The organism is Micromonospora sp. 050-3 (assembly GCF_046549335.1).
Taxonomy (GTDB): domain Bacteria; phylum Actinomycetota; class Actinomycetes; order Mycobacteriales; family Micromonosporaceae; genus Micromonospora; species Micromonospora trifolii.
In genome coordinates this window covers 2,342,377-2,360,467 of the sequence record NZ_JAJPVX010000001.1, presented here as the reverse complement: position 1 = coordinate 2,360,467, position 18,091 = coordinate 2,342,377, and the positions used below count along the sequence as shown (strand labels likewise).

Annotated in this window: 25 protein-coding genes; 19 read left to right on the top strand and 6 right to left on the bottom strand. The window is 71.5% G+C overall.

Annotated features, from left to right (window positions below; all coding sequences use genetic code 11):
- Positions 1-40 precede the first annotated feature (40 nt).
- The gene (locus ACLJOK_RS10720) at positions 41-1,318 is read left to right on the top strand and encodes a hemolysin family protein (RefSeq protein ID WP_410817999.1); all 1,278 of its coding nucleotides are present in this window, start codon (positions 41-43) and stop codon (positions 1,316-1,318) included.
- Positions 1,319-1,391: 73 nt separating this feature from the next.
- A complete protein-coding gene (locus ACLJOK_RS10715; RefSeq protein WP_036410487.1) occupies positions 1,392-1,577 on the top strand; it encodes a hypothetical protein in 186 nt (61 codons plus the stop codon).
- 5 nt (positions 1,578-1,582) lie between these two features.
- Here ACLJOK_RS10715 and ACLJOK_RS10710 read toward each other — a convergent pair whose 3' ends face one another.
- Positions 1,583-2,233, bottom strand: coding sequence for a hypothetical protein (locus ACLJOK_RS10710; protein ID WP_410817997.1), 651 nt, complete (start codon positions 2,231-2,233; stop codon positions 1,583-1,585).
- A 133-nt stretch (positions 2,234-2,366) separates the two neighbouring features.
- Here ACLJOK_RS10710 and ACLJOK_RS10705 point away from each other — a divergent pair, with 133 nt between their 5' ends.
- Positions 2,367-2,570: a hypothetical protein gene (locus tag ACLJOK_RS10705; RefSeq protein WP_357187530.1), complete on the top strand. Its 204-nt coding sequence runs from the start codon at positions 2,367-2,369 to the stop codon at positions 2,568-2,570.
- An 8-nt stretch (positions 2,571-2,578) separates the two neighbouring features.
- Here the strand turns inward: ACLJOK_RS10705 and ACLJOK_RS10700 are convergent, their stop codons facing one another.
- From ACLJOK_RS10700 to ACLJOK_RS10690, 3 genes are all read right to left on the bottom strand, one after another.
- A complete protein-coding gene (locus ACLJOK_RS10700) occupies positions 2,579-3,055 on the bottom strand; it encodes a hypothetical protein (RefSeq protein WP_410817995.1) in 477 nt (158 codons plus the stop codon).
- Positions 3,052-3,264 carry a phosphatidylethanolamine-binding protein gene (locus tag ACLJOK_RS10695; RefSeq protein ID WP_088948250.1) on the bottom strand — a complete coding sequence of 71 codons (213 nt, stop codon included), beginning with the start codon at positions 3,262-3,264 and terminating at the stop codon, positions 3,052-3,054. The genes ACLJOK_RS10700 and ACLJOK_RS10695 overlap by 4 nt, the downstream gene beginning before the upstream one ends.
- Before the next feature lie 99 nt (positions 3,265-3,363).
- A complete protein-coding gene (locus tag ACLJOK_RS10690; RefSeq protein WP_238677961.1) occupies positions 3,364-4,245 on the bottom strand; it encodes a universal stress protein in 882 nt (293 codons plus the stop codon).
- A 112-nt stretch (positions 4,246-4,357) separates the two neighbouring features.
- On the opposite strand from ACLJOK_RS10690, the gene ACLJOK_RS10685 reads away from it, so the two are divergent.
- From ACLJOK_RS10685 to ACLJOK_RS10610, 16 genes are all read left to right on the top strand, one after another.
- Positions 4,358-5,104, top strand: coding sequence for an SAM-dependent methyltransferase (locus tag ACLJOK_RS10685; RefSeq protein ID WP_410817994.1), 747 nt, complete (start codon positions 4,358-4,360; stop codon positions 5,102-5,104).
- A gap of 71 nt (positions 5,105-5,175) precedes the next feature.
- Positions 5,176-6,348 (top strand): PP2C family protein-serine/threonine phosphatase, encoded by a 1,173-nt coding sequence (locus ACLJOK_RS10680; protein WP_410817992.1) that lies wholly within the window; start codon positions 5,176-5,178, stop codon positions 6,346-6,348.
- A gap of 56 nt (positions 6,349-6,404) precedes the next feature.
- On the top strand, positions 6,405-6,866 hold the full coding sequence (locus tag ACLJOK_RS10675) for a MarR family winged helix-turn-helix transcriptional regulator (protein ID WP_410819307.1): 462 nt from the start codon (positions 6,405-6,407) through the stop codon (positions 6,864-6,866).
- A gap of 296 nt (positions 6,867-7,162) precedes the next feature.
- The gene (locus ACLJOK_RS10670) at positions 7,163-7,795 is read left to right on the top strand and encodes a CDP-alcohol phosphatidyltransferase family protein (protein ID WP_410817991.1); all 633 of its coding nucleotides are present in this window, start codon (positions 7,163-7,165) and stop codon (positions 7,793-7,795) included.
- Positions 7,792-8,736, top strand: coding sequence for a DUF881 domain-containing protein (locus ACLJOK_RS10665; RefSeq protein ID WP_410817990.1), 945 nt, complete (start codon positions 7,792-7,794; stop codon positions 8,734-8,736). Before ACLJOK_RS10670 ends, ACLJOK_RS10665 begins: the two co-directional genes overlap by 4 nt.
- Positions 8,733-9,065 carry a small basic family protein gene (locus ACLJOK_RS10660; protein ID WP_030327710.1) on the top strand — a complete coding sequence of 111 codons (333 nt, stop codon included), beginning with the start codon at positions 8,733-8,735 and terminating at the stop codon, positions 9,063-9,065. Before ACLJOK_RS10665 ends, ACLJOK_RS10660 begins: the two co-directional genes overlap by 4 nt.
- Positions 9,066-9,076: 11 nt before the next feature.
- Positions 9,077-10,084, top strand: coding sequence for a DUF881 domain-containing protein (locus ACLJOK_RS10655; RefSeq protein WP_410817988.1), 1,008 nt, complete (start codon positions 9,077-9,079; stop codon positions 10,082-10,084).
- A gap of 60 nt (positions 10,085-10,144) precedes the next feature.
- Positions 10,145-10,525, top strand: coding sequence for a glycine cleavage system protein GcvH (gene gcvH / locus ACLJOK_RS10650; protein WP_091397961.1), 381 nt, complete (start codon positions 10,145-10,147; stop codon positions 10,523-10,525).
- A 214-nt stretch (positions 10,526-10,739) separates the two neighbouring features.
- Positions 10,740-11,192, top strand: a complete 453-nt coding sequence (locus tag ACLJOK_RS10645; protein WP_007071101.1) for an FHA domain-containing protein — start codon at positions 10,740-10,742, stop codon at positions 11,190-11,192.
- 50 nt (positions 11,193-11,242) lie between these two features.
- Entirely contained in the window at positions 11,243-11,944 is a 702-nt protein-coding gene (locus ACLJOK_RS10640) for a MerR family transcriptional regulator (protein WP_410817985.1), read from the top strand.
- A gap of 185 nt (positions 11,945-12,129) precedes the next feature.
- A complete protein-coding gene (locus ACLJOK_RS10635) occupies positions 12,130-12,594 on the top strand; it encodes a bifunctional nuclease family protein (RefSeq protein ID WP_030327706.1) in 465 nt (154 codons plus the stop codon).
- Between the two features lie 159 nt (positions 12,595-12,753).
- Positions 12,754-13,350, top strand: coding sequence for a MerR family transcriptional regulator (locus tag ACLJOK_RS10630; RefSeq protein ID WP_354942613.1), 597 nt, complete (start codon positions 12,754-12,756; stop codon positions 13,348-13,350).
- A 259-nt stretch (positions 13,351-13,609) separates the two neighbouring features.
- On the top strand, positions 13,610-14,008 hold the full coding sequence (locus ACLJOK_RS10625; protein ID WP_410817982.1) for a group I truncated hemoglobin: 399 nt from the start codon (positions 13,610-13,612) through the stop codon (positions 14,006-14,008).
- A 2-nt stretch (positions 14,009-14,010) separates the two neighbouring features.
- Positions 14,011-15,192: a globin domain-containing protein gene (locus ACLJOK_RS10620; protein WP_410817981.1), complete on the top strand. Its 1,182-nt coding sequence runs from the start codon at positions 14,011-14,013 to the stop codon at positions 15,190-15,192.
- 52 nt (positions 15,193-15,244) lie between these two features.
- Positions 15,245-15,940, top strand: coding sequence for a DivIVA domain-containing protein (locus tag ACLJOK_RS10615; protein WP_112587029.1), 696 nt, complete (start codon positions 15,245-15,247; stop codon positions 15,938-15,940).
- Positions 15,941-16,151: 211 nt separating this feature from the next.
- Positions 16,152-17,018, top strand: a complete 867-nt coding sequence (locus ACLJOK_RS10610) for an SAM-dependent methyltransferase (RefSeq protein WP_410817980.1) — start codon at positions 16,152-16,154, stop codon at positions 17,016-17,018.
- 25 nt (positions 17,019-17,043) lie between these two features.
- Here the strand turns inward: ACLJOK_RS10610 and ACLJOK_RS10605 are convergent, their stop codons facing one another.
- Positions 17,044-17,322 (bottom strand): DUF1905 domain-containing protein, encoded by a 279-nt coding sequence (locus ACLJOK_RS10605; protein WP_410817978.1) that lies wholly within the window; start codon positions 17,320-17,322, stop codon positions 17,044-17,046.
- 27 nt (positions 17,323-17,349) lie between these two features.
- A complete protein-coding gene (locus ACLJOK_RS10600; protein ID WP_410817977.1) occupies positions 17,350-18,006 on the bottom strand; it encodes an NAD(P)-binding oxidoreductase in 657 nt (218 codons plus the stop codon).
- Positions 18,007-18,091: the final 85 nt, after the last annotated feature.

Genomic DNA, 18,091 nt, shown 5'->3' with positions numbered 1-18,091 from the left:
CTGCGGTTGAGTGACCTCAGACGGCGGACGGGGGTGCGCGATGGGCGGTCAGCTCGGGCAGTTGGCGTTGGTGGCCGTGTTGGTGCTGGTCAACGCCACGCTCTCCGGCAGCGAGATGGCGCTGGTGACCCTGCGGGAGGGGCAGTTGCGGCGGCTGGGCCGGCGCAGCCGCGCCGGCGAGCGGTTGGTGCAGTTGTCCCGCGACCCGAACCGCTACCTGGCCACGATCCAGCTCGGCATCACCCTGGCGGGGTTCCTGGCCTCGGCGGCGGCCGCGGTGTCGTTGGCCGGGCCGCTGGTCGGGCCGTTGGGCTTCCTCGGCGGGGCGGCGCGTCCCGCCGCGGTGCTGCTGGTGACCGTGCTGCTGACGTTCGTCACGCTGGTGCTCGGGGAGTTGGCCCCGAAGCGGCTGGCCATGCAGCGGGCCGAGCGTTGGGCGCTGCTGAGCGCCGCCCCGTTGGATCTGTTGGCCCGGGTGTCGCGGCCGGCGGTGTGGCTGCTCAGTCGGGCCACCGACGCTGTCGTGCGGCTCGCCGGGGGTGACCCGCGGGCCAACCGGGAGGAGATGACCGAGGAGGAGCTGCGGGAGATGCTGGCCAGCCAGCGCGGCCTGTCGGCCCAGCAGCGGGAGATCCTGACCGGCGCGTTCGACATCGCCGGCCGGACGCTGCGGGAGATCCTGGTGGCCCGGCGAGAGGTGACCACGCTGCCGGCCGGCCTGGCCGCCGACGAGGGGGTCCGGTGGCTCGCCGCCGCCGGGCGGTCCCGCGCTCCCGTCACCGGCCCCGGCGGCCTGGACGAGGTGCTCGGGGTGGTGCACATCCGTGACCTGGTGCGGGCCGGCACCGCCCCGGTGGGCGAGCGGGTCCGGGCGCCGCTGCTGCTGCCGGTGACCCTGCCGGTCGCCGACGCGATGCGTCAACTGCGCCAGGAGCATCAGCAACTGGCGCTGGTGGTCGACGAGCACGGGGGCATCGACGGCATGGTCACCATGGAGGACCTGCTGGCCGAGGTGGTCGGCGAGTTGTACGACGAGACCGACCGCGACGTGCGCGGGGTCATCCGGGAACCGGGCGGGTCGCTGCTGGTGCCCGGTGACTTCCCGCTGCACGACCTGCCCGACCTGGGGGTGCGGCTGAGCTTTCCGCTGTCCCGGGACTACACGACGGTGGCTGGTCTGGTGCTGGCCCGACTGCGGCACCTGCCGGACTCCCCGGGTGAGACGGTGCGGCTGCCCGGGCTGACCCTGGAGGTGGTGGAGGTCGCCGACCGGGCGGTGCGCCGGGTGCGGCTGTGCGGGTTCGTCACCGAGCGCTGACCGTTCACCCAGAAGGGTAACAAAAGGTCCAAATCGCCAAAGCGGGAACCGCGGCCCGCCTACCGTGCCAGACGTGAAGGACCGAGGGTTGCGTACGTTCGTCACGGTGCTGGCCGGCCTCGCGGTGATCTACTTCGGCAGCGCCGGCCGCAGCCCCGAGGAGGGCCGTGGCATCTCCGGCGGGGTGGTCGTCCTGGCGTTGCTCGCCGCGCTGCTGGTGTGGCACCTGACCCGCCCCGGGGACAAGACGGTCAAGTGAGAGCCTCAGCGGGCGGCGACGCGGGTGACCTCACCGGCGGACTCCTCACCCAGCGCCACCCGAACCAGCGCTGACGCGAGTCGGCCGAAGTCCGGTTCGTCGACGAGACCGGCGAGTCGGTCCGGGGACCCGGGCAGGCCCAGCCGCTTCGCCCCGGCCAGGGCCCGACGGTCGGCGTACGGGCGCACGTCCGACCAGACCGTCTGCGCCTCGCGCAGGTAGATGTCCGCGCCGGTGGGGCCGATGCCGGGGAATTCGGTGAGCCGCCGCCGCAGCCCGGCCGGATCGCCCTGGGCCTCCCGGTGCAGGCGTCGCAGGTCACCGTGCCAGCGGTCCAGGCACAGCCGGGCACCGGTGCCGAGCATGGTGGCGGTCCGTTCGTCGTAGCGGCGGTAGTGGCCCCGGCCCAGCGCGTCGACGCGCTCCTGCCAACTGGCCGCCTCCATGGCCTGTGGGGTGCGGTAGCCGGCGGCGAACAGCTCCCGCGCGGCGTCCACCCCCACGCACGCGCGGATCCGGGTGCTCAGCAGCGTGGTCAGCACCAGCAGCTGATACAGCGGCCCCGGCCGGTCGGAGAGCCGGATGCCGGCCTCCTCCGCGTACGTGCGGCCACGCCGGTCCAGCAGCACCCGCACCACACTTCGGTCATTGCCCACCCGGTCGGGTTACCCAGTTGAGGACCCGCTAGCCGTCGCACCGCCGACCGTGGCCGGAATGCCACCGGGGCGGGCGGGTATGCCGAGGCGTGGAGGCGGTCGATGCCGCCCCCGTACCGGAGGGAGACACCCCGTGACGAACCCGCAGCAGCAGGAGTTGCGCCGCAACGCGCTGGGCGCGACCAGCCAGGACAACAAGGGCCCCGCCCCGGGCGGGCATCCGGCCAACCGTGGCACGTCGCGCGGCGACGAGGGTCGACCGGTGCCCAAGGGGCAGGTGTCGCCGTACGGCCCGGCCGGTGAGCCGGTGGCCGAGGACGACAGCGACACCCGCTGACCGGTGAGCTAACGACCGCGGGCTGGCGGCCGCCGCAACCTGTTCCAGGTGGCGGCGGCCGCCAGTCCGTACGCGAGGTGCGGGATGATGTCGGAGATCCAGTCGGAGCGCCGCCACGTACGCGGGTCGCTGATCCCGAGCACGGTGATCGACCCGTCGGTCATGGTCATCACGCCCGCGCCGAGCAGGCTGGTGGCCACCGGCAACGGCTGGCGTCGACCACCGGCGTAGAGCGCGAACCCGACGCCCGCGGCGACGCCGAGCCCGTAACCGATCAGCGGCCCGAGGCCCGAGCGGCGGTTGGCCGCCCGGGCCCCGTTCCCGAGGTCCACGTGCGCGATCCCGGCCAGCCGGTCGACGGTCTCCTGGGGGACGTCGCTCTCCGGTCGTCCCCGTAGCGCCATGTCGAGGTAGCTGACCACGTTCAGCGCGGTGCTGCCGACGGCGCCCGCGATCGCGCCGTCGGCCACGTCGACCCTCCTCACTTCGGGTCGCCCGGTTCGCGCTCGCTCTTCGGGCCGTACGTCCGCTCACCGCGCACCACGCCTCGTTGACCGCGATCCTCCTGGAGGATCCGGTTCGCGACCTGGTTGGCCTTGCCGTCGGGTACTCGGCGCCCGGAGTCGTCGATCGCGTTGCGCAACCGCGCGCGCTGCTTGTCGTACGCGTTACTGCCCGGCCGTGGTCCTGGCATCTGTGCCTCCTTCGTCGGTCTGGGCACCTGGTGCTGCCCACCGTCCGCTGGGCGTACCGCGGCCGTCTACCCGTCTGGCGGCGGGCCAACCCCGGCGCGCTACTGGGGCGCGCGGACCACGACGACAGGGCACTGCGCGTGGTGCAGCATCGACTGGCTCACCGACCCCAGCAGCAACCCGGTCACCTCGCCGCGCCCGCGCCCGCCGACGACCGCCAGTTGGGCGGAGCGGGACGCCTCGGCGAGCACACTGCCGGGTCGGCCATGCACCACCTGGCAGGTCAACCGCAGACCCCTGTGGTCCTCGGTGAGCCCGGTCAGCCACCCGGCGAGCATCCGCTCCTGCTCGCCGCGCAGCTTCGCCTCGTCGTACACCAGGGGTTGCATGTCGCCCGGGCCGCTGCTGCCGGGGTGTCGGTAGGCGTGCAGCGCCACCAGCGGCACGCCGAGCGACACGGCGGTCTCGGCGGCGAAGTCCGCCGCGCGCCGGGAGGCGTCCGAGCCGTCCACGGCGACCAGCACCGGCTCGTCGGGTCGTTGCGTGCCGCGCGCGACCAGCACCGGGCAGTCGGCGTACGCGGCGACCTGCACCGCGACCGAGCCGACCAGCAGCGCGGAGAACCCACCCAGCCCGCGGTCGCCGAGCACGATGAGCGCGGCGGTGGGGGACTCGCCCACCAGCACCGCGGCGGCCTCCCCGTCGATGATCTCGCCGGAGATCGACAAGCCGGGCACTGTCGCCTCGGCTTCGCGCACCGCGGCCTCGACGAGTTCCTCGGCCCGGTGGCGCAGCCCACCGCCGGGTGGCGCGTCCGGGGCGGGGGAGACCGGTACGTGCAGCAGCGGCCAGATGAAGCCGTGCACGACCCGCAGCGGTCGGTGCCGGCGCGCCGCCTCGGTCGCGGCGAGACGCACGGCGCGCAGCGCCGACTCCGAGCCGTCGACGCCGACCACCACCGCCGCGTTGTTCGCCGAGTTCACCGCCCACCTCCGCTCGCGGCCAGTATCGCGGGCCCGGACGCCCTCGCGCCGCGATACCGCTGAGCGCGTCCCGGTCGGTACGCTGGCGACGACCGGGGAGGGAGCGCCGCCGATGGGTGAACCAGACCAGCCGAGCACCGCTCGCATGATCGATTTTTGGCTCGGCGGGCAGCACCACTTTCCCGTGGACGTGGCCGCCGCCAACGCGTTCGAGCAGGCGTACGGGCCGTGCGCGCCGGTGTTCCGTGAGCTGCGGGCGTTCCTGGGCCGGGCGGTGCGGGCGATGGCCGCCCACGGCGTGGACGGGTTCCTGGTGTTCGGCGCCGGGGTGCCGACGATGGGCAACGTGCACGAGGTCGCCACCGACGCGACAGTGCTCTACACCGATGTCGACCCGGTCACCATCCGACTGGGACAGAGCATCCTCGCCGGCAGCGACAGGGCCGGCTACGGCTTCGGCGACGCGACCGACATCGGCACTGTCGACCCGGCTCAGCTGCACCGTTTCGTGCCGGGCTGGGGTCGGCGGCCGGTCGGGGTGGTCTTCCTCGGCCTGGCCGCGTTCCTCGACGACGCCACGCTGACCCGCACCCTGGACGAGCTGTACGCTGCCGCGGCGCCGGGCAGTCTGCTCGCTCTGGACTTCGACACCGAGGAGCTGGCCGGCCACCCGCAGGCGCTGGCCATGATGGGACCGCAGTTCCGGATGCGTCCACCGGCGGCGTTCGCGCCTCTGCTCGGTCGGTGGGCGCCGACGGCGGACGGGATCGTCCCGGTCGCCGAGTGGCGGCCGGAAGGCGCGCCGGCACGGGTGCCCGACGCGTTCCACGGTGTACTCGCGGCCCGCCCGGGTGACTGACCGCGCCGATCGTCGGTCCGGGAGCGTCCGTATGATGCTTGCCCTATAGCAAGCTTCGGGGGAGGACGACGATGGTAGACGCGCCGGACGTGGTGTCGCGCGCGTTGCGCGAGGCCCCGCCCGACCAGTTGGCGGAGGCGGCGGACCGGGCGATCCGGTCGGCAATGGGCGCGCTGCGCACGGACGTCTTCGTCGCCGACTACCGGATCAGCGGCCTCTGGCCGGTGCTGGACCCGGACCTGCCGGCGGGCGGGTTCCTGGCCTGCCACACCATGGCGCAGCGCTGCTTCAGCAGCCAGCAGCCGGTACGCGACGGTGAGGGCCCCTGCCGGCTCTACCTGCCGTTGACGGTGTGGGGGGAGCGACTGGGTGTGCTGCTGATCGAGCTTCCGACCGTACCGAACGCGGCGGTCACCGGTCGGGCGACGGACATCGCCGGCACCCTGGCGGTGGCGATGCGCGCGGCGGACCGGGAGACCGACCGTTACCGGCGGGCCCGTCGCCGGGAGCGACTGACGATGGCCGCCGAGATGCAGTGGGACCTGCTGCCCGGTCGTGGTGTGTCCCACCACGCGTTCGATCTGGCTGGTCAGCTCGAACCGGCGTACACGGTGGGCGGCGACCACTTCGACTGGTCGTTGGACGGCGACCGTCTCACCGTGACGGTGCTCAACGGCGAGGGCAGTGGCTTGGCGGCGTCCCTGTTGACAGCCGTCACTGTCAACGCGATGCGCAACGCGCGGCGCTCCGGTGGCGGCCTCGTGGAACAGGCCGAGCTGGCCTCGGACACGGTCTTCTACCAACACCGGGGCGCCCGGTACGTGGCCACCCTGCTGTTGGAGGTGGACACTCGCCTCGGCCAGGTGCGGGCGGTCGACGCGGGCTCGCCCCATCTGCTGCGGATGCGCGGGTCCACGGTCGAGCCGATGAAGCTGGATCAGCAGCTGCCGCTGGGCATGTTCGCCGAGACCCGCTACGAGCTTCAGGAGGTGCAGCTCGCTCCCGGTGACCGGCTCTTCGTGGTCAGCGACGGGGTGTGGGCCGCCGAGCCGCCGGGTCAGGAGCCGTACGGGCAGCGGGTGATGGCGCGTTCCCTGCGCGCCACGCGGCTGCAGCCACCGGCCGAGGCGGTTGGTACGGTGATGCGCGAACTGCACGCCTATCACGCGGATTCCGATCTGCGCGACGACGCCGTCGTGGTCTGTCTGGACTGGCACGGTCCGCGCGAACGGGGCACGGGGTGAGATTCGCCGCCGCGTTGCCGGGCGGGCACCAGCGCGACGACGGCAGGGGACATCAGGTGGAGCGACCTGCGGATCTCGCCGCGGCGATCGACGCGGCCGCCGGGACGCTGATCGCCGTACTGGAGTCGGCCGCGTCGCGGCACCAGGTGCCGCCCACCCAGCTGAGGGTGCTCACGCTGATCAGCAGTCGACCGGAGACCAACGTAAACGGCTTGGCGGAGCTGCTGGACGTGGTGCCCTCGTCGGCGAGCCGTCTGTGTGACCGGCTGGAGGCGACCGGGCTGTTGCGTCGGGTGGCCGATCCCCGTGACCGGCGGGAGGTGCGGTTGGTGCCGACCGCCGCGGCGCAGACCCTGTTGGGGGAGCTGGCCGAGCGGCGGCAGCGCGCGCTACAGGCGGTACTGGACCGGATGCCGGCGCGGATGCAGCACGAGCTGCTGTTGGCGCTGGCCGGGTTCGCTCGGGCGGCGACCTCGGTGCCCGAGCAGCAGACCGATCCCGCCGTGCAGACGGCCTGAGCGTCATCCCCGTCTTCCACTAGTATCCTAGGACGCTTTACGCGTGGTGATCCACGCCACAGTGCGGCACAGCCGCACCGACAGCCCGGCGGCGGCGCCCGGCCAGGGAGAGGAAGCCCGATATAGTGGCAGCGCACCTACCCGGCCCGCGATCAACGAGATCGCGGGCCGCATCAGGGGAAGGGGCCCCGCCCGGGGCCGCAGGGGAGAGCCGGCACTGGTCGGCCCGACAGCGCGTACGACCCTCAGCCGCGCCCGGCGTCGGCCGGGGGCCCGCGTGCCGTACAGGAGGATCGGTGTCGCGTCGGCCAGCTCGGGCAGAGCAACCGCGGGACACCGGTGACGAGACTCCCGGCAACCAGGTGCTCACCCTGCCCAACCTGATCAGCTTCGGGCGACTGCTGGGCGTGCCGCTCTTCCTCTACCTGTTCCTGGTGGCGCGGGCCGACGTGGCGGCGGTCGTGGTGCTGGCCATCGGCGGCACCACCGACTGGGTCGACGGCTGGATCGCCCGCCGCCTGCACCAGGTGAGCCGCCTGGGCGAGCTGCTCGACCCGTTCGCCGACCGGCTCTACATCCTCGCCACCCTGGTCGCCTTCACCGTGCGGGAGGTGGTGCCGTGGCAGTTCACCGCGGCGCTGCTGGCCCGTGAGGTGCTTCTACTCGCCTCGCTGGCGGTGCTGCGTCGCTACGGGTACGGGCCGCCGCCGGTGCACTACGTGGGCAAGACCGCCACGTTCCTGCTGCTCGCTGCGTTCCCGGTGCTGCTGCTGGCCAGCGCGGCGACCGACGTGGCGACGGCGGCGAGCGCCATCGGTTGGGCGTTGGCCTGGTGGGGGCTGGTGCTCTACTGGGTGGCCGGCGGGATGTACGTCGTGCAGGCGGCCCGGCTGGTGCGCGCGGCGCGCGGCCCGGGAGCGGCGGCGTGAGCGCGCCGCGGCTGGGGAAACCCGGCCAGGACCGGGTGTACGCGCCGGACTTCCTCACCGAGCTGTTCCGCAACCCGCTGGATCCGGGGTACGCGGACGCGGCTGCCGCCCGTCGGCGCTCGTCGGAGTCCGCTCCGGCGCGCGGGTGGCGGGCCTTGCCGGCGCGGTCGGTGAGCCTGGTCGTGGTGGTGATGCTCGGTTTCCTGTTCGCTGTCGCGTACCGGCAGACGATGGCGGACGAGCCGGGCCGGAGCCAGGCGCGCTCGGGTCTGGTGGCGCAGATCAAGGAGCGGGAGAGCCAGACCGATCGGTTGTCCACGCGGGCGGATCAGCTGCGCGAGGAGGTCAGTCGGCAGCGGGACGCGGCGTTGAGCGGGTCGGCCGCCGCCCGGTTGCGCAACCTGGAGGCGAGTACCGGGCTGGGTCGGGTGCGCGGTGACGGTGTGGTGGTGCGGTTGGCGGACGCGCCGGACAAGGCGGACGCGGTCACCGGTGCCGGCGCTGGGCCGCCGCGGGTGCTCTACAGCGACCTGCAGGGGGTGGCGAACGCGTTGTGGAGTGCTGGCGCGGAGGCGATCGCCATCAACGGGCAGCGGTTGACGTCGACGTCGACGATCCGGTCGGCGGGTGAGGCGATGCTCGTGGATTTCCGGCCGGTGACCGGGCCGTACGAGGTGTCGGCGATCGGGCCGGGTTCGATGCGGCGCAATTTCGAGGACAGCCGGAACGCGGCGCTGATGCGGAAGGTCGCGCAGGGGACAGGGTTGTCGTTCGGTGTGCGGGAGGCGGACGACCTCACCCTGCCGGCGGCGCCGGAGCCGCAGCTACGCTACGCCAAGCCGTCGGTCAGTCCGAGCCCTTCCGCGTCGGGTGTCCGGTCCGGCAGTCCCGGGTCGTCCGGTCCGACGACCACTGTTAGCCCCTCCGGAGGTGGCCGATGATCGCGGTGTTGGCGTTGCTCGCCGGTGTGGTGCTGGGCGTGTGGCTTGATCCCACGGTGCCGGCGGCGTTGCAGCCGTACCTGCCGATCGCTGTGGTGGCCGCGTTGGACGCGGTGTTCGGTGGGGTGCGGGCCCGGTTGGACCGCATCTTCGACGACAAGCAGTTCGTGGTGTCGTTCATTTCGAACGTGCTGGTCGCTGGTCTGATCGTGTATCTGGGTGACCAGTTGGGGGTGGGTGGGCAGTTGTCCACCGGTGTGGTCGTCGTGTTGGGTGTGCGTATCTTCGGCAACGTGGCGGCGATCCGTCGGCACCTGTTCCGGGCGTAGGTTGGGTTGCGATGAGTGACGAGCAGACCGACACGGGGACCGGGTGGCCGCAGCCGGCGGGTCCGGTGCGGCCGGGTGGGCCGGCGGGTGAGCCGGATCCGCGGCCTGATGCGCCGGATCCGGATGAGTTGAGTCCGTTGGCGCCGCAGGAGCCGGCGCAGCCGTCGGATGACGAGCCTGCTGCGGAGCCGGGTGTGGAGCCGGTCGACGATGGTGCGACGGTGGACCTGAGCGCGGTGTCGCGGTCGGGGGAGCCGGTCGCGGGTTCCGACGGCTTGGCGGAGCCGGTGGGGGAGTCGGCGGCGCCGGTGGTGGCTGGTCGGTCCCGGTGGAGTACGGCCGGGGTGATGATCGCCGCGTTGTTGGCGTTGCTGGGGTTCACGTTGGTCGTGCAGTTGAAGACGACGTCGACGGACCCGACGCTGGGGGCGACCCGGCAGGAGGACCTGGTCCGGATCCTGTCGGACCTGGATGCGCGGGAGAATCGTCTCCAGCAGGACATCCGGGCTCTGGAGGACAGTCAGCGGCAGTTGCGCTCGGGTGAGCAGGGTCGTCAGGCGGCGTTGGACGAGGCGACGCGGCGGGCGGACGAGTTGGGCATCCTGGCGGGGACGTTGCCGGCGGTGGGCCCGGGGTTGACTGTGCAGTTCGATGCCGGGGTGAAGCCGATCTCGGCGAACCGGGTGTTGGACGCGGTGCAGGAGCTGCGTGGTGCGGGCGCCGAGGCGATGCAGATCTCTGGTGGGGATCGGGCGACGGTGCGGATCATCGCGTCGACGTACTTCCTCGATGGGGACAACGGGTCGTTGATGGTGGAGGGGCGTCGGTTGTCGGGGCCGTACACGATCACGGTGATCGGTGATCCGGCGACGATGCGGACGGCGTTGAACATTCCTGGTGGGGTGGTGGCGTCGGTCCGGGGTGACGGCGGTAACGTGACGTTTGGGGAGCGTGAGGTTGCCGAGGTTTCGGCGCTGCACGTGCCGATCAAGTTGGAACACGCCCGTCCGGTCTCCTGACCGGCGCGGCCGCGCCGGACCCGGGTGGTCCGGGGCACCGATGGATGAAGGACGCGTCTGGTGATTCCCGAGGATCTGCGATACACCGCCGAGCATGAGTGGGTGGCGGGTGACGGCACGGCTTCGGTCCGGGTCGGCATCACCCACTTCGCGCAGGACGCGCTCGGCGACATCGTGTACGTGCAGTTGCCCGAGGCGGGTGCGGTGGTCGCGGCCGGTGACTCGTTGGGTGAGATCGAGTCGACAAAGAGCGTGTCGGAGATCTACGCGCCGGTGGCCGGTACGGTGGCGGCGCGCAACGACGCGTTGGCTGACACGCCTGAGCTGATCAACACTGATCCGTACGGTGAGGGTTGGTTGGTGGAGATCACGCCGAATGATCCGACTGCGACGGATGGGTTGCTGACGGCGGCCGCGTATCAGAAGATCACCGAAGGCTGAGTGTGCTTGATCCGGTGCGTGGGATGTCTGCGCGCGTCCGGTTGCCCTGCATTTCGGCGCTGGCTAGGCTCGCCCAGTCGACCGAGAACCCAATAGTTGAGCGTTGCGGAATTGCCTTCCCGGGCACGGGGAGCCAGCCGCCGGGTGTTCAAGTGCCCGGCGGCCAGACCCGCCATTACCCGACGCCGACCGAACAGATCCGTGAGGTGGTCCCATGACGCGGCCAGACGACGAGTTCCCCCCACTCGACGTCACTTCGACGCTCAATCTCGGTTCGCTCGACGAAGTGCTGGAGGGGCCGGATACCGATGTGGTGCCGAGCCGGATGTCCGGTTCGTTGCCGCCGGGTATGGCGCTGCTGGTGGTTCGTCGAGGCCCGAATGCGGGTGCCCGGTTCCTGTTGGACCACGATGTGACGACCAGTGGCCGGCACCCGGACAGTGACATCTTCCTGGATGACGTGACGGTGTCGCGTCGGCACGCGGAGTTCCACCGTGATGGTGGGACGTTCACGGTGCGGGACGTGGGCAGCCTGAATGGCACGTACGTCAATCGTGAGCGGGTTGAGGCGGCCACGTTGAGCAATGGTGACGAGGTCCAGATCGGTAAGTTCCGGGTGGTGTTCATCGCCGGTCCGCGCCCGGAGGAGGAGGCCGGCCGGGGGTGAACGAGCCTGCGGCCTCCATGTCACCCGGGGCGGCTCGGTCTGAGCCGCTGATGAGCATCGGTGAGGTGCTTGGGCAGTTGCGGGTGGATTTTCCGGATACCACGATTTCGAAGCTGCGGTTTCTTGAGGCCGAGGGTTTGGTCGAGCCGCAGCGGACGGCGGCGGGTTACCGGAAGTACAGCTGGGACGATGTGGCGCGGTTGCGGTTCGTGTTGACCGCGCAGCGGGACAAGTACCTGCCGTTGCGGGTGATCCGGGAGCAGTTGGCCCAGTGGGATTCGTCCGGTGAGCAGTCGGGGCGGTCGCGGCCGGCGTTGGTGGCGGTTGGTCCTGATGGTGCGGTGCCGGGTCGTGAGTTGGCGGAGCCGGCCGAGTCGTCGCAGGTGCGGCTCGGCCGGGCGGATCTGGTGGCGCGCAGTGGCGTCGACGAGTCGACGTTGGTGGAGTTGGAGCGGCTCGGTGTGCTGGTGTCGGATCCGCCGGGGTGGTATGACGCGGATGCGTTGATCATCGCGTCGGCGGTGGCGGGGTTGGCGGCGTACGGGTTGGAGCCGCGGCACCTGCGGGGTTATCGGACGGCGGCGGACCGGGAGGTCGGTTTGTTCGCGCAGTTGGTGGCGCCGTTGGCGCGGCAGAGTGATCCGGCGGCGCGGGCGCGGGCGGCGGAGACGGCGCGGGAGTTGGTGGCGTTGTCGGAGCAGTTGCACGCGGCGTTGGTGCGGGTGGGTCTGCGGTCGACGTTGGGTCGGTGAGGGTGCCCGGTGGGTGGCGGCTGAGCGGAAAGATCTCTTCCGGGAAGCGTGCCGTAGGCTTGCCGGGGTAACCCCTTTTCGGCGCGGACGTGGTGCTGTAGCGCATGGGACGGCCGTGTTGCGGTCCGTGTACCGTGCAGGGAAGGGCGCGGTGCGGCGTAGGTGACAACGACACGGAGGCGGCGGTGCGCGAGCTGAGCGTGGTCGGAGTTCGGGTGGAGCTGCCCAGCAACCAGCCGATCGTCCTGCTCAGGGAGGTCGAGGGGGACCGCTATCTGCCGATCTGGATCGGCGCGGTCGAGGCCACGGCTATCGCTTATGAGCAGCAGGGGGTCAAGCCGGCCCGGCCGTTGACGCATGATCTTCTGCGGGACGTGTTGGCGGCGTTGAAGGCGCCCTTGCAGGCGGTGGAGATCACCGAGCTGAAGGAGAACGTCTTCTACGCGGATCTGTTGATCGGCGATGGGGTGCGGGTGTCGGCGCGGCCGAGCGATTCGATCGCGTTGGCGTTGCGGGTCGGTGCGCCGATTCGTTGTGCGGAGCAGGTCCTCAGCGAGGCGGGGATCGTTATCCCTGATGAGCAGGAGGACGAGGTGGAGAAGTTCCGCGAGTTCCTGGAGCAGGTGCGTCCGGAGGATTTCGCGGGCTGAGGTGTGCCTGGGCCCGGTTGGTGATCTTTCTCGGTGGCTGCGCGGCGTGTCGCGTCGGTTCCTCCGTGGTTACCCCTGACGGTGGCGATAGGGTTTCCATGTCGAGGGGTGCGCGTCCCGGAAACGATGCGTCGCCACACTGACGGGGAGGTTGTCCGGATGCACGAGCCGCGGGATTCCGATCCGGGTGCAGGGTTCGACGAGTCGGGTGCCTCGTCGCCAGGTGTGGCGACTGAGGGTGACGGTTCGGTTGGCTACCGGGGTGTGACGGCCTGCCACGCGGTGGGCATCAGTTACCGGCAGTTGGATTATTGGGCGCGGACGACGCTGGTGGTGCCGAGCGTTCGGGACGCCTCGGGTTCGGGGACGCAGCGGTTGTATTCGTTCCGGGACCTGGTGGTGTTGAAGGTTGTGAAGCGGTTGTTGGATGCGGGGGTGTCCCTGCAGAACATCCGTAAGGCGATCGAGGCGTTGCGGTCGCGTGGTGTGGAGGATCTGGCGGGGATCACGCTGATCTCTGATGGGACGACGGTGTACGAGTGCCGGTCTCCGGAGGAGGTGGTCGACCTGTTGCAGGGTGGCCAGGGGGTCTTCGGCATCGCGATCGGTGGGGCCTTCAAGGAGATCCAGGGGTCGTTGTCGCATCTGCCGGCGGAGCCGGCGATGAGCGGCCCGGCGGAGCCGGCGGTGGCGTCGGGGCCCGATCCGGTGGGTGACGAGTTGGCGGCGCGGCGGGCGCGGCGGCGCGCCGGCTGACCGTTCGGTCTCTCGGATTTTTTCCGGTTGTTTTCTCGCGACCGTCGGTGACGGGGGTAGGGCGTCATCGGCCGTGTTGGTCCACTGTGGATACCGTGGGTGTCGTGTCGGTGGCCCATTGTGGAGATACCCATCGGTAGTGGTGACGCACCGTGGCGGCGTGTTGTCGGTAATCCGATACGGGGGCGCTGACCGGGGGCGGTTGACACGCTATGGTCCCTCACGGTTCTGGACCCTTCACCCCCCGGAAGGAACGACCGTGACGGTTACGGAAGAGAACGCTCCCGCCTCGCACTACGACCGCATTGGCGGTGCCAGTTCGGTCAAGGCGGCGGTTGAGCTGTTCTACGACAAGGTGCTCGCGGACCCGGTGTCGGCGGCGTACTTCGCCGATGTGGACATGGCGAGTCAGCGGCGGCACCTGGCGATGATGTTGACCGTGGTGCTGGGTGGTCCGAACGAGTACACCGGCCGTGGGTTGGCCGAGGCGCACCAGCCGTTGAACATCCCGGTGGCGCACTACGTGAAGGTGGGCGAGTACCTGACCGTGACGCTGGCCGAGTTGGGTGTGCCGGCGGACATCCTCGCCGATGTGCAGACAGTGCTGGGGCAGGTGCAGGGCCAGGTGGTGTCTGCCGGGAACAGGTCGGGCGCCTGAGCGTGGACGCGGCTCGCCTCAAGCAGAGCTGGTCGGTGGTCGCTGGTCACGGCGACCAGGTCCCGCTCTACTTCTACTCGACGTTGTTCCTCGCTCATCCCGAGACGCGGCAGATGTTCCCCACGAACATGGCCGGTCAGCGGGACCGCCTCGTGACCGCGTTGGGTCACATCGTGTCCAACGTGGACCAGGTGGATCGGTTGGTCGGTTTCCTGCAGGATCTCGGCGCGGATCACCGCAAGTTCGCGGTTCGCGCGGAGCACTACCCGGCGGTCGGTGAGGCGCTGGTGGCGACGTTGCAGCATTTCCTCGCCGAGCAGTGGACCGACGAGTTGGCTGCGGACTGGACGGCCGCGTACGGGCTGGTCGCCCAGGTGATGATGGAGGCCGCGCAGGCCGCTGAGGCGGTCAATCCGCCGTGGTGGGTGGCGGAGATCGTGGCGCATGAGCGGCGGGCGTTCGACGTGGCGGTGTTGACGGTGCGTCCGCAGTATCTGTTGCCGTTCACGCCGGGTCAGTCGATCGGGGTGTCGCACCCGTCGGTGCGGTCGTGGCGGTACTACTCGCCGGCGAACGCGCCGCGCGCGGACGGCACGTTGGAGTTGCATGTGCGGGCCGCGCCGGGTGGTGCGGTGTCGTCGCGGCTGGTGTACGGGTCGGCGGTGGGGGATCGGATCCACCTGGCGGCGCCGGTGGGGGACCGGCTGGGGTTGTGGTCGGCGGGCTCCAGTGACCTGTTGCTGTTGGTCGCGGGCACCGGGTGGGCGCCGGTGAAGGCGTTGGTGGAGCAGGTGGCCGCGGAGGGTTCCCGCCGGCGGGTGGACCTGTACGTGGGGGCCCGGTCCCGTAGCGAGTTCTACGACAGCGACGCGATCGACAAGTTGGCGTCGTCGCATCCGTGGTTGACGGTGACGTACGTGGTGGGTGCCGACGTGCACCGGCCGGGTGAGTTCGTGCAGGCGGTGGACCGGGCGTTGGCCGACGGTGACTGGCGGTCCCGGCACGTGTTCGTGTGTGGGTCGGACGAGATGGTGTCGCACGCGGTGCGGACGTTGGTTCAGGCGGGTTACCACGCGGGTCAGGTGCATCACGAGGGCCTGGGTGCGCAGTGGTACGGCCCGGCGTGGCGGACGGCGGTGCAGCAGCCGGCTGCGGGTGATACTTCGGGAGGTGGGCACAGGTGAGCGCGAGGAGTGGGCTTGCGGGCCCCGCAGTCGCGAACGGAGGTCTGCACAGGTGAGTGCGACGCCGATCAGTCGGTATGACGGGGTGCAGGTTTCCGGCGGTGTGCAGGTGCGGATGACCGCCGATCGGGTTCGGCGGTGGGAGTTCGGGGCGGCGTCGTTCGCTCGGCGGGGTTACGACAACGCTGACGTGGACCGGTTCCGGGTGCAGGTCGCTGACGAGTTGGACCTGTTGGCGACGCAGATCGCGACGTTGCGGGCGGAGAACGAGCGGCTGACCGACCGGGTGGAGTTGCACCGGCACGGGGTGATTCCGAGTACGGGGGCGGCGGCGAAGGTCCCGGCGGCGCGGGAGGTGAATCTGCTGTCGGCGGCGCAGCGGGAGGCCGAGCAGATCATCGCGCAGGCGCATGACTACGCGCGTCGGGTCGCCGAGTACGCCCGGGTGCAGTACGAGAGTTACCTGCACGCGGCGGAGGCGGAGGCGAAGCAGGAGGCGGAGCGGGCGGTGGCGGAGTACCGCAGCGCGGCGGGGTCGAGCTTCGACGACACGGTGGCGACCCGGGAGGCGTTGCGGATCTTCGGCGAGATGATGGTGTCGCACATGCAGGCGGCGGCGCGGCATCTCGACGACGGCAGTGAGCAGTTGGCGCGCACGATGGATCGGATCGCGGCGGAGACGCCGGGGGCGCCGTTCGTGGGTGGTGTGGTGGGCCAGTCGGCGTTGCCGCGGCACCAGCAGCGCTGAGTGCTCGCCGGGGTGGGGTTCGCTAACGGGGACCCCACCCGGCGCGCTGGCGGCGGTGGCATAGTCGGAGGGGTCAGGCGGGGCTGACCGGTGGCCCGCCCCCGGGAGAGGCGCCGTCGTGTCGGTATCACCGTCCCCGTCCGGCGGGTCTGCGGACCCCCTTGCGGCGTTGGAGGCGTCGGCGTGGGCGCTGGCGGCTGCGGTCGGCACCATGAGTGACGCCCTGTCGGCCCCGCTGGCCGAGGTCCTCGCGGCGTCGCCGCACCGCAGCGCGGTGCTGGAGGCCGCTGGTCTGCTGTCCTGGGAGGGTGGGGTGCCGGTCGCGCACCCGACTCTGGTTCCTGCCGACGGGCCGACCGGGCGCAGCGCGGTGCAGGCGCGGTTGAGTTCGCTGCGGCAGGCGGTCGCCGCGGCGGCGCAGGAGCCTTCCGGTGGGGGTGGGGCCGGCTGGGCGCAGGTGGACGACGAGGTGTTGCTGCATCAGGGTCGGGCGTCGGCGGCGACGGGTCGGGCGTTGGCGGCGCGGGTGGTTCCCGAGTTGCCGGGGCTGGCGCAGCGTTTGGACTCGGCGGACGCCCGGGTGTTGGACGTGGGCACCGGTGTGGCGGCGTTGGCTGTCGCCCTGGCCCGCGCGTTGCCCCGGGTGTCGGTGGTGGGTATCGACGTGCTGCAACGGGCGTTGGACCTGGCCCGCGGGGAGTTGGCCGAGGCGGGCGATGTCGCGGATCGGATCAGTGTGCGCCGTCAGGACGTCGCGGAGGTGGCCGAGCCGGGCGGGTACGACCTGGTCTGGGTGCCGGCGCCGTTTCTTCCCCAGGAGACGTTGGTGCTCGCGCTGCCCCGGCTGGTGCAGGCGCTGCGACCCGGTGGCTGGCTGGTGGCGGGCACCAATCCGCCGGCGGGGGACCCGTTGCGGGCGGCCGTCGACCGGTGGAACGCCGTGCGCAACGGCGGCAACGCCTTCGACGCGGACCGGATGGCGCAGGTGCTGGCGGGGGCGGGGTTGGGTGACGTCCGGCGTTTTCCGACGGTCCCCGGCGGGCCGGTGTTGGTCGCCGCGCACCTTCCGGGCGGGTGAGGGCGGCCGTCGGCGGGGCGGGTGGTCAGCTGAGCCGTTGTTCGAGGTGGAAGGTGACCTCGGTGCCGGCGGCGCTCTTACCGATGGCCTTGCAGAGGGCGGCGCGGATGGGCAGCCAGTGGGGGCCGGCGCCGGAGGGCATGAGGGTGGCGTTGAACGGGTGCCCGTCGATGGTGCCGGTGACCTTGACGGCGCGTCGGGTGCCGAGCAGGTTCGCGGAGTCGGGCACTGTCACGTAGGTGGCGAACGCGCCGTCCTTCTCGATGGGCGCGGTGAAGCGGTAGTCGAGTGGTTGCGGGTCCATGGGGTTCTCCTCGGCGCTGCGGGTCGGTCAGCTGGCGGCGGCGCGGATGGCCTCGGCTATCGGGGTGGGCCCGTCGACGAGTTCCAGTGTCGCGCCGGTGGTGCGCGGTTCGTCGAGCAGGGCGGCGAGGACGTGGGCGACGTCGGTGCGACTGATCGCGCCACTGCCGGCGTATGGGGTGAGGGTGACCCGCCCGGTGGGTGGGTCGTCGGTGAGCCGGCCGGGTCGCAGCACCGTCCAGGCCAGGTCGCGCCCGCGCAGGTCGTCCTCGGCGGCGCGTTTGGCGCGCAGGTACGCCGCCCACACGTCGTCGCTGCCGGGGGCGGGTGGTGTGTCCACGCCCATGGAGGAGACGAGCAGGTAGCGGTGGACGCCGGCGCGGGTGGCGGCGTCGGCGAGCAGCGCGGCGGCGGCCCGGTCGACGGTGTCCTTGCGGGCGGCGCCGCTGCCGGGGCCGGCGCCCGCGGCGAAGACCACCGCGTCGGCGCCGTCGAGGTGGTCGGCCAGTTGCGCGAGCGGGGTGTGTTCCAGGTCGCAGACGACGGGGGTGGCGCCGGCGGCGCGTAGCGTCGCGGCCTGGTCGGGGTTGCGGATGAGGCCGACGGCGGTGTCGCCGCGCCCGACGAGGTGGCGTTGCAACAGTAGGGCGATCTTGCCGTGGCCTCCGGCGATGACGACGCGCATGCGCCCAACCTACCGGCGCTGCGGGTGTGGGCGCGGGACCACCGGCTTGACCTTGACCTTCGGGTAACCCTGAGCCTGGTGGGTG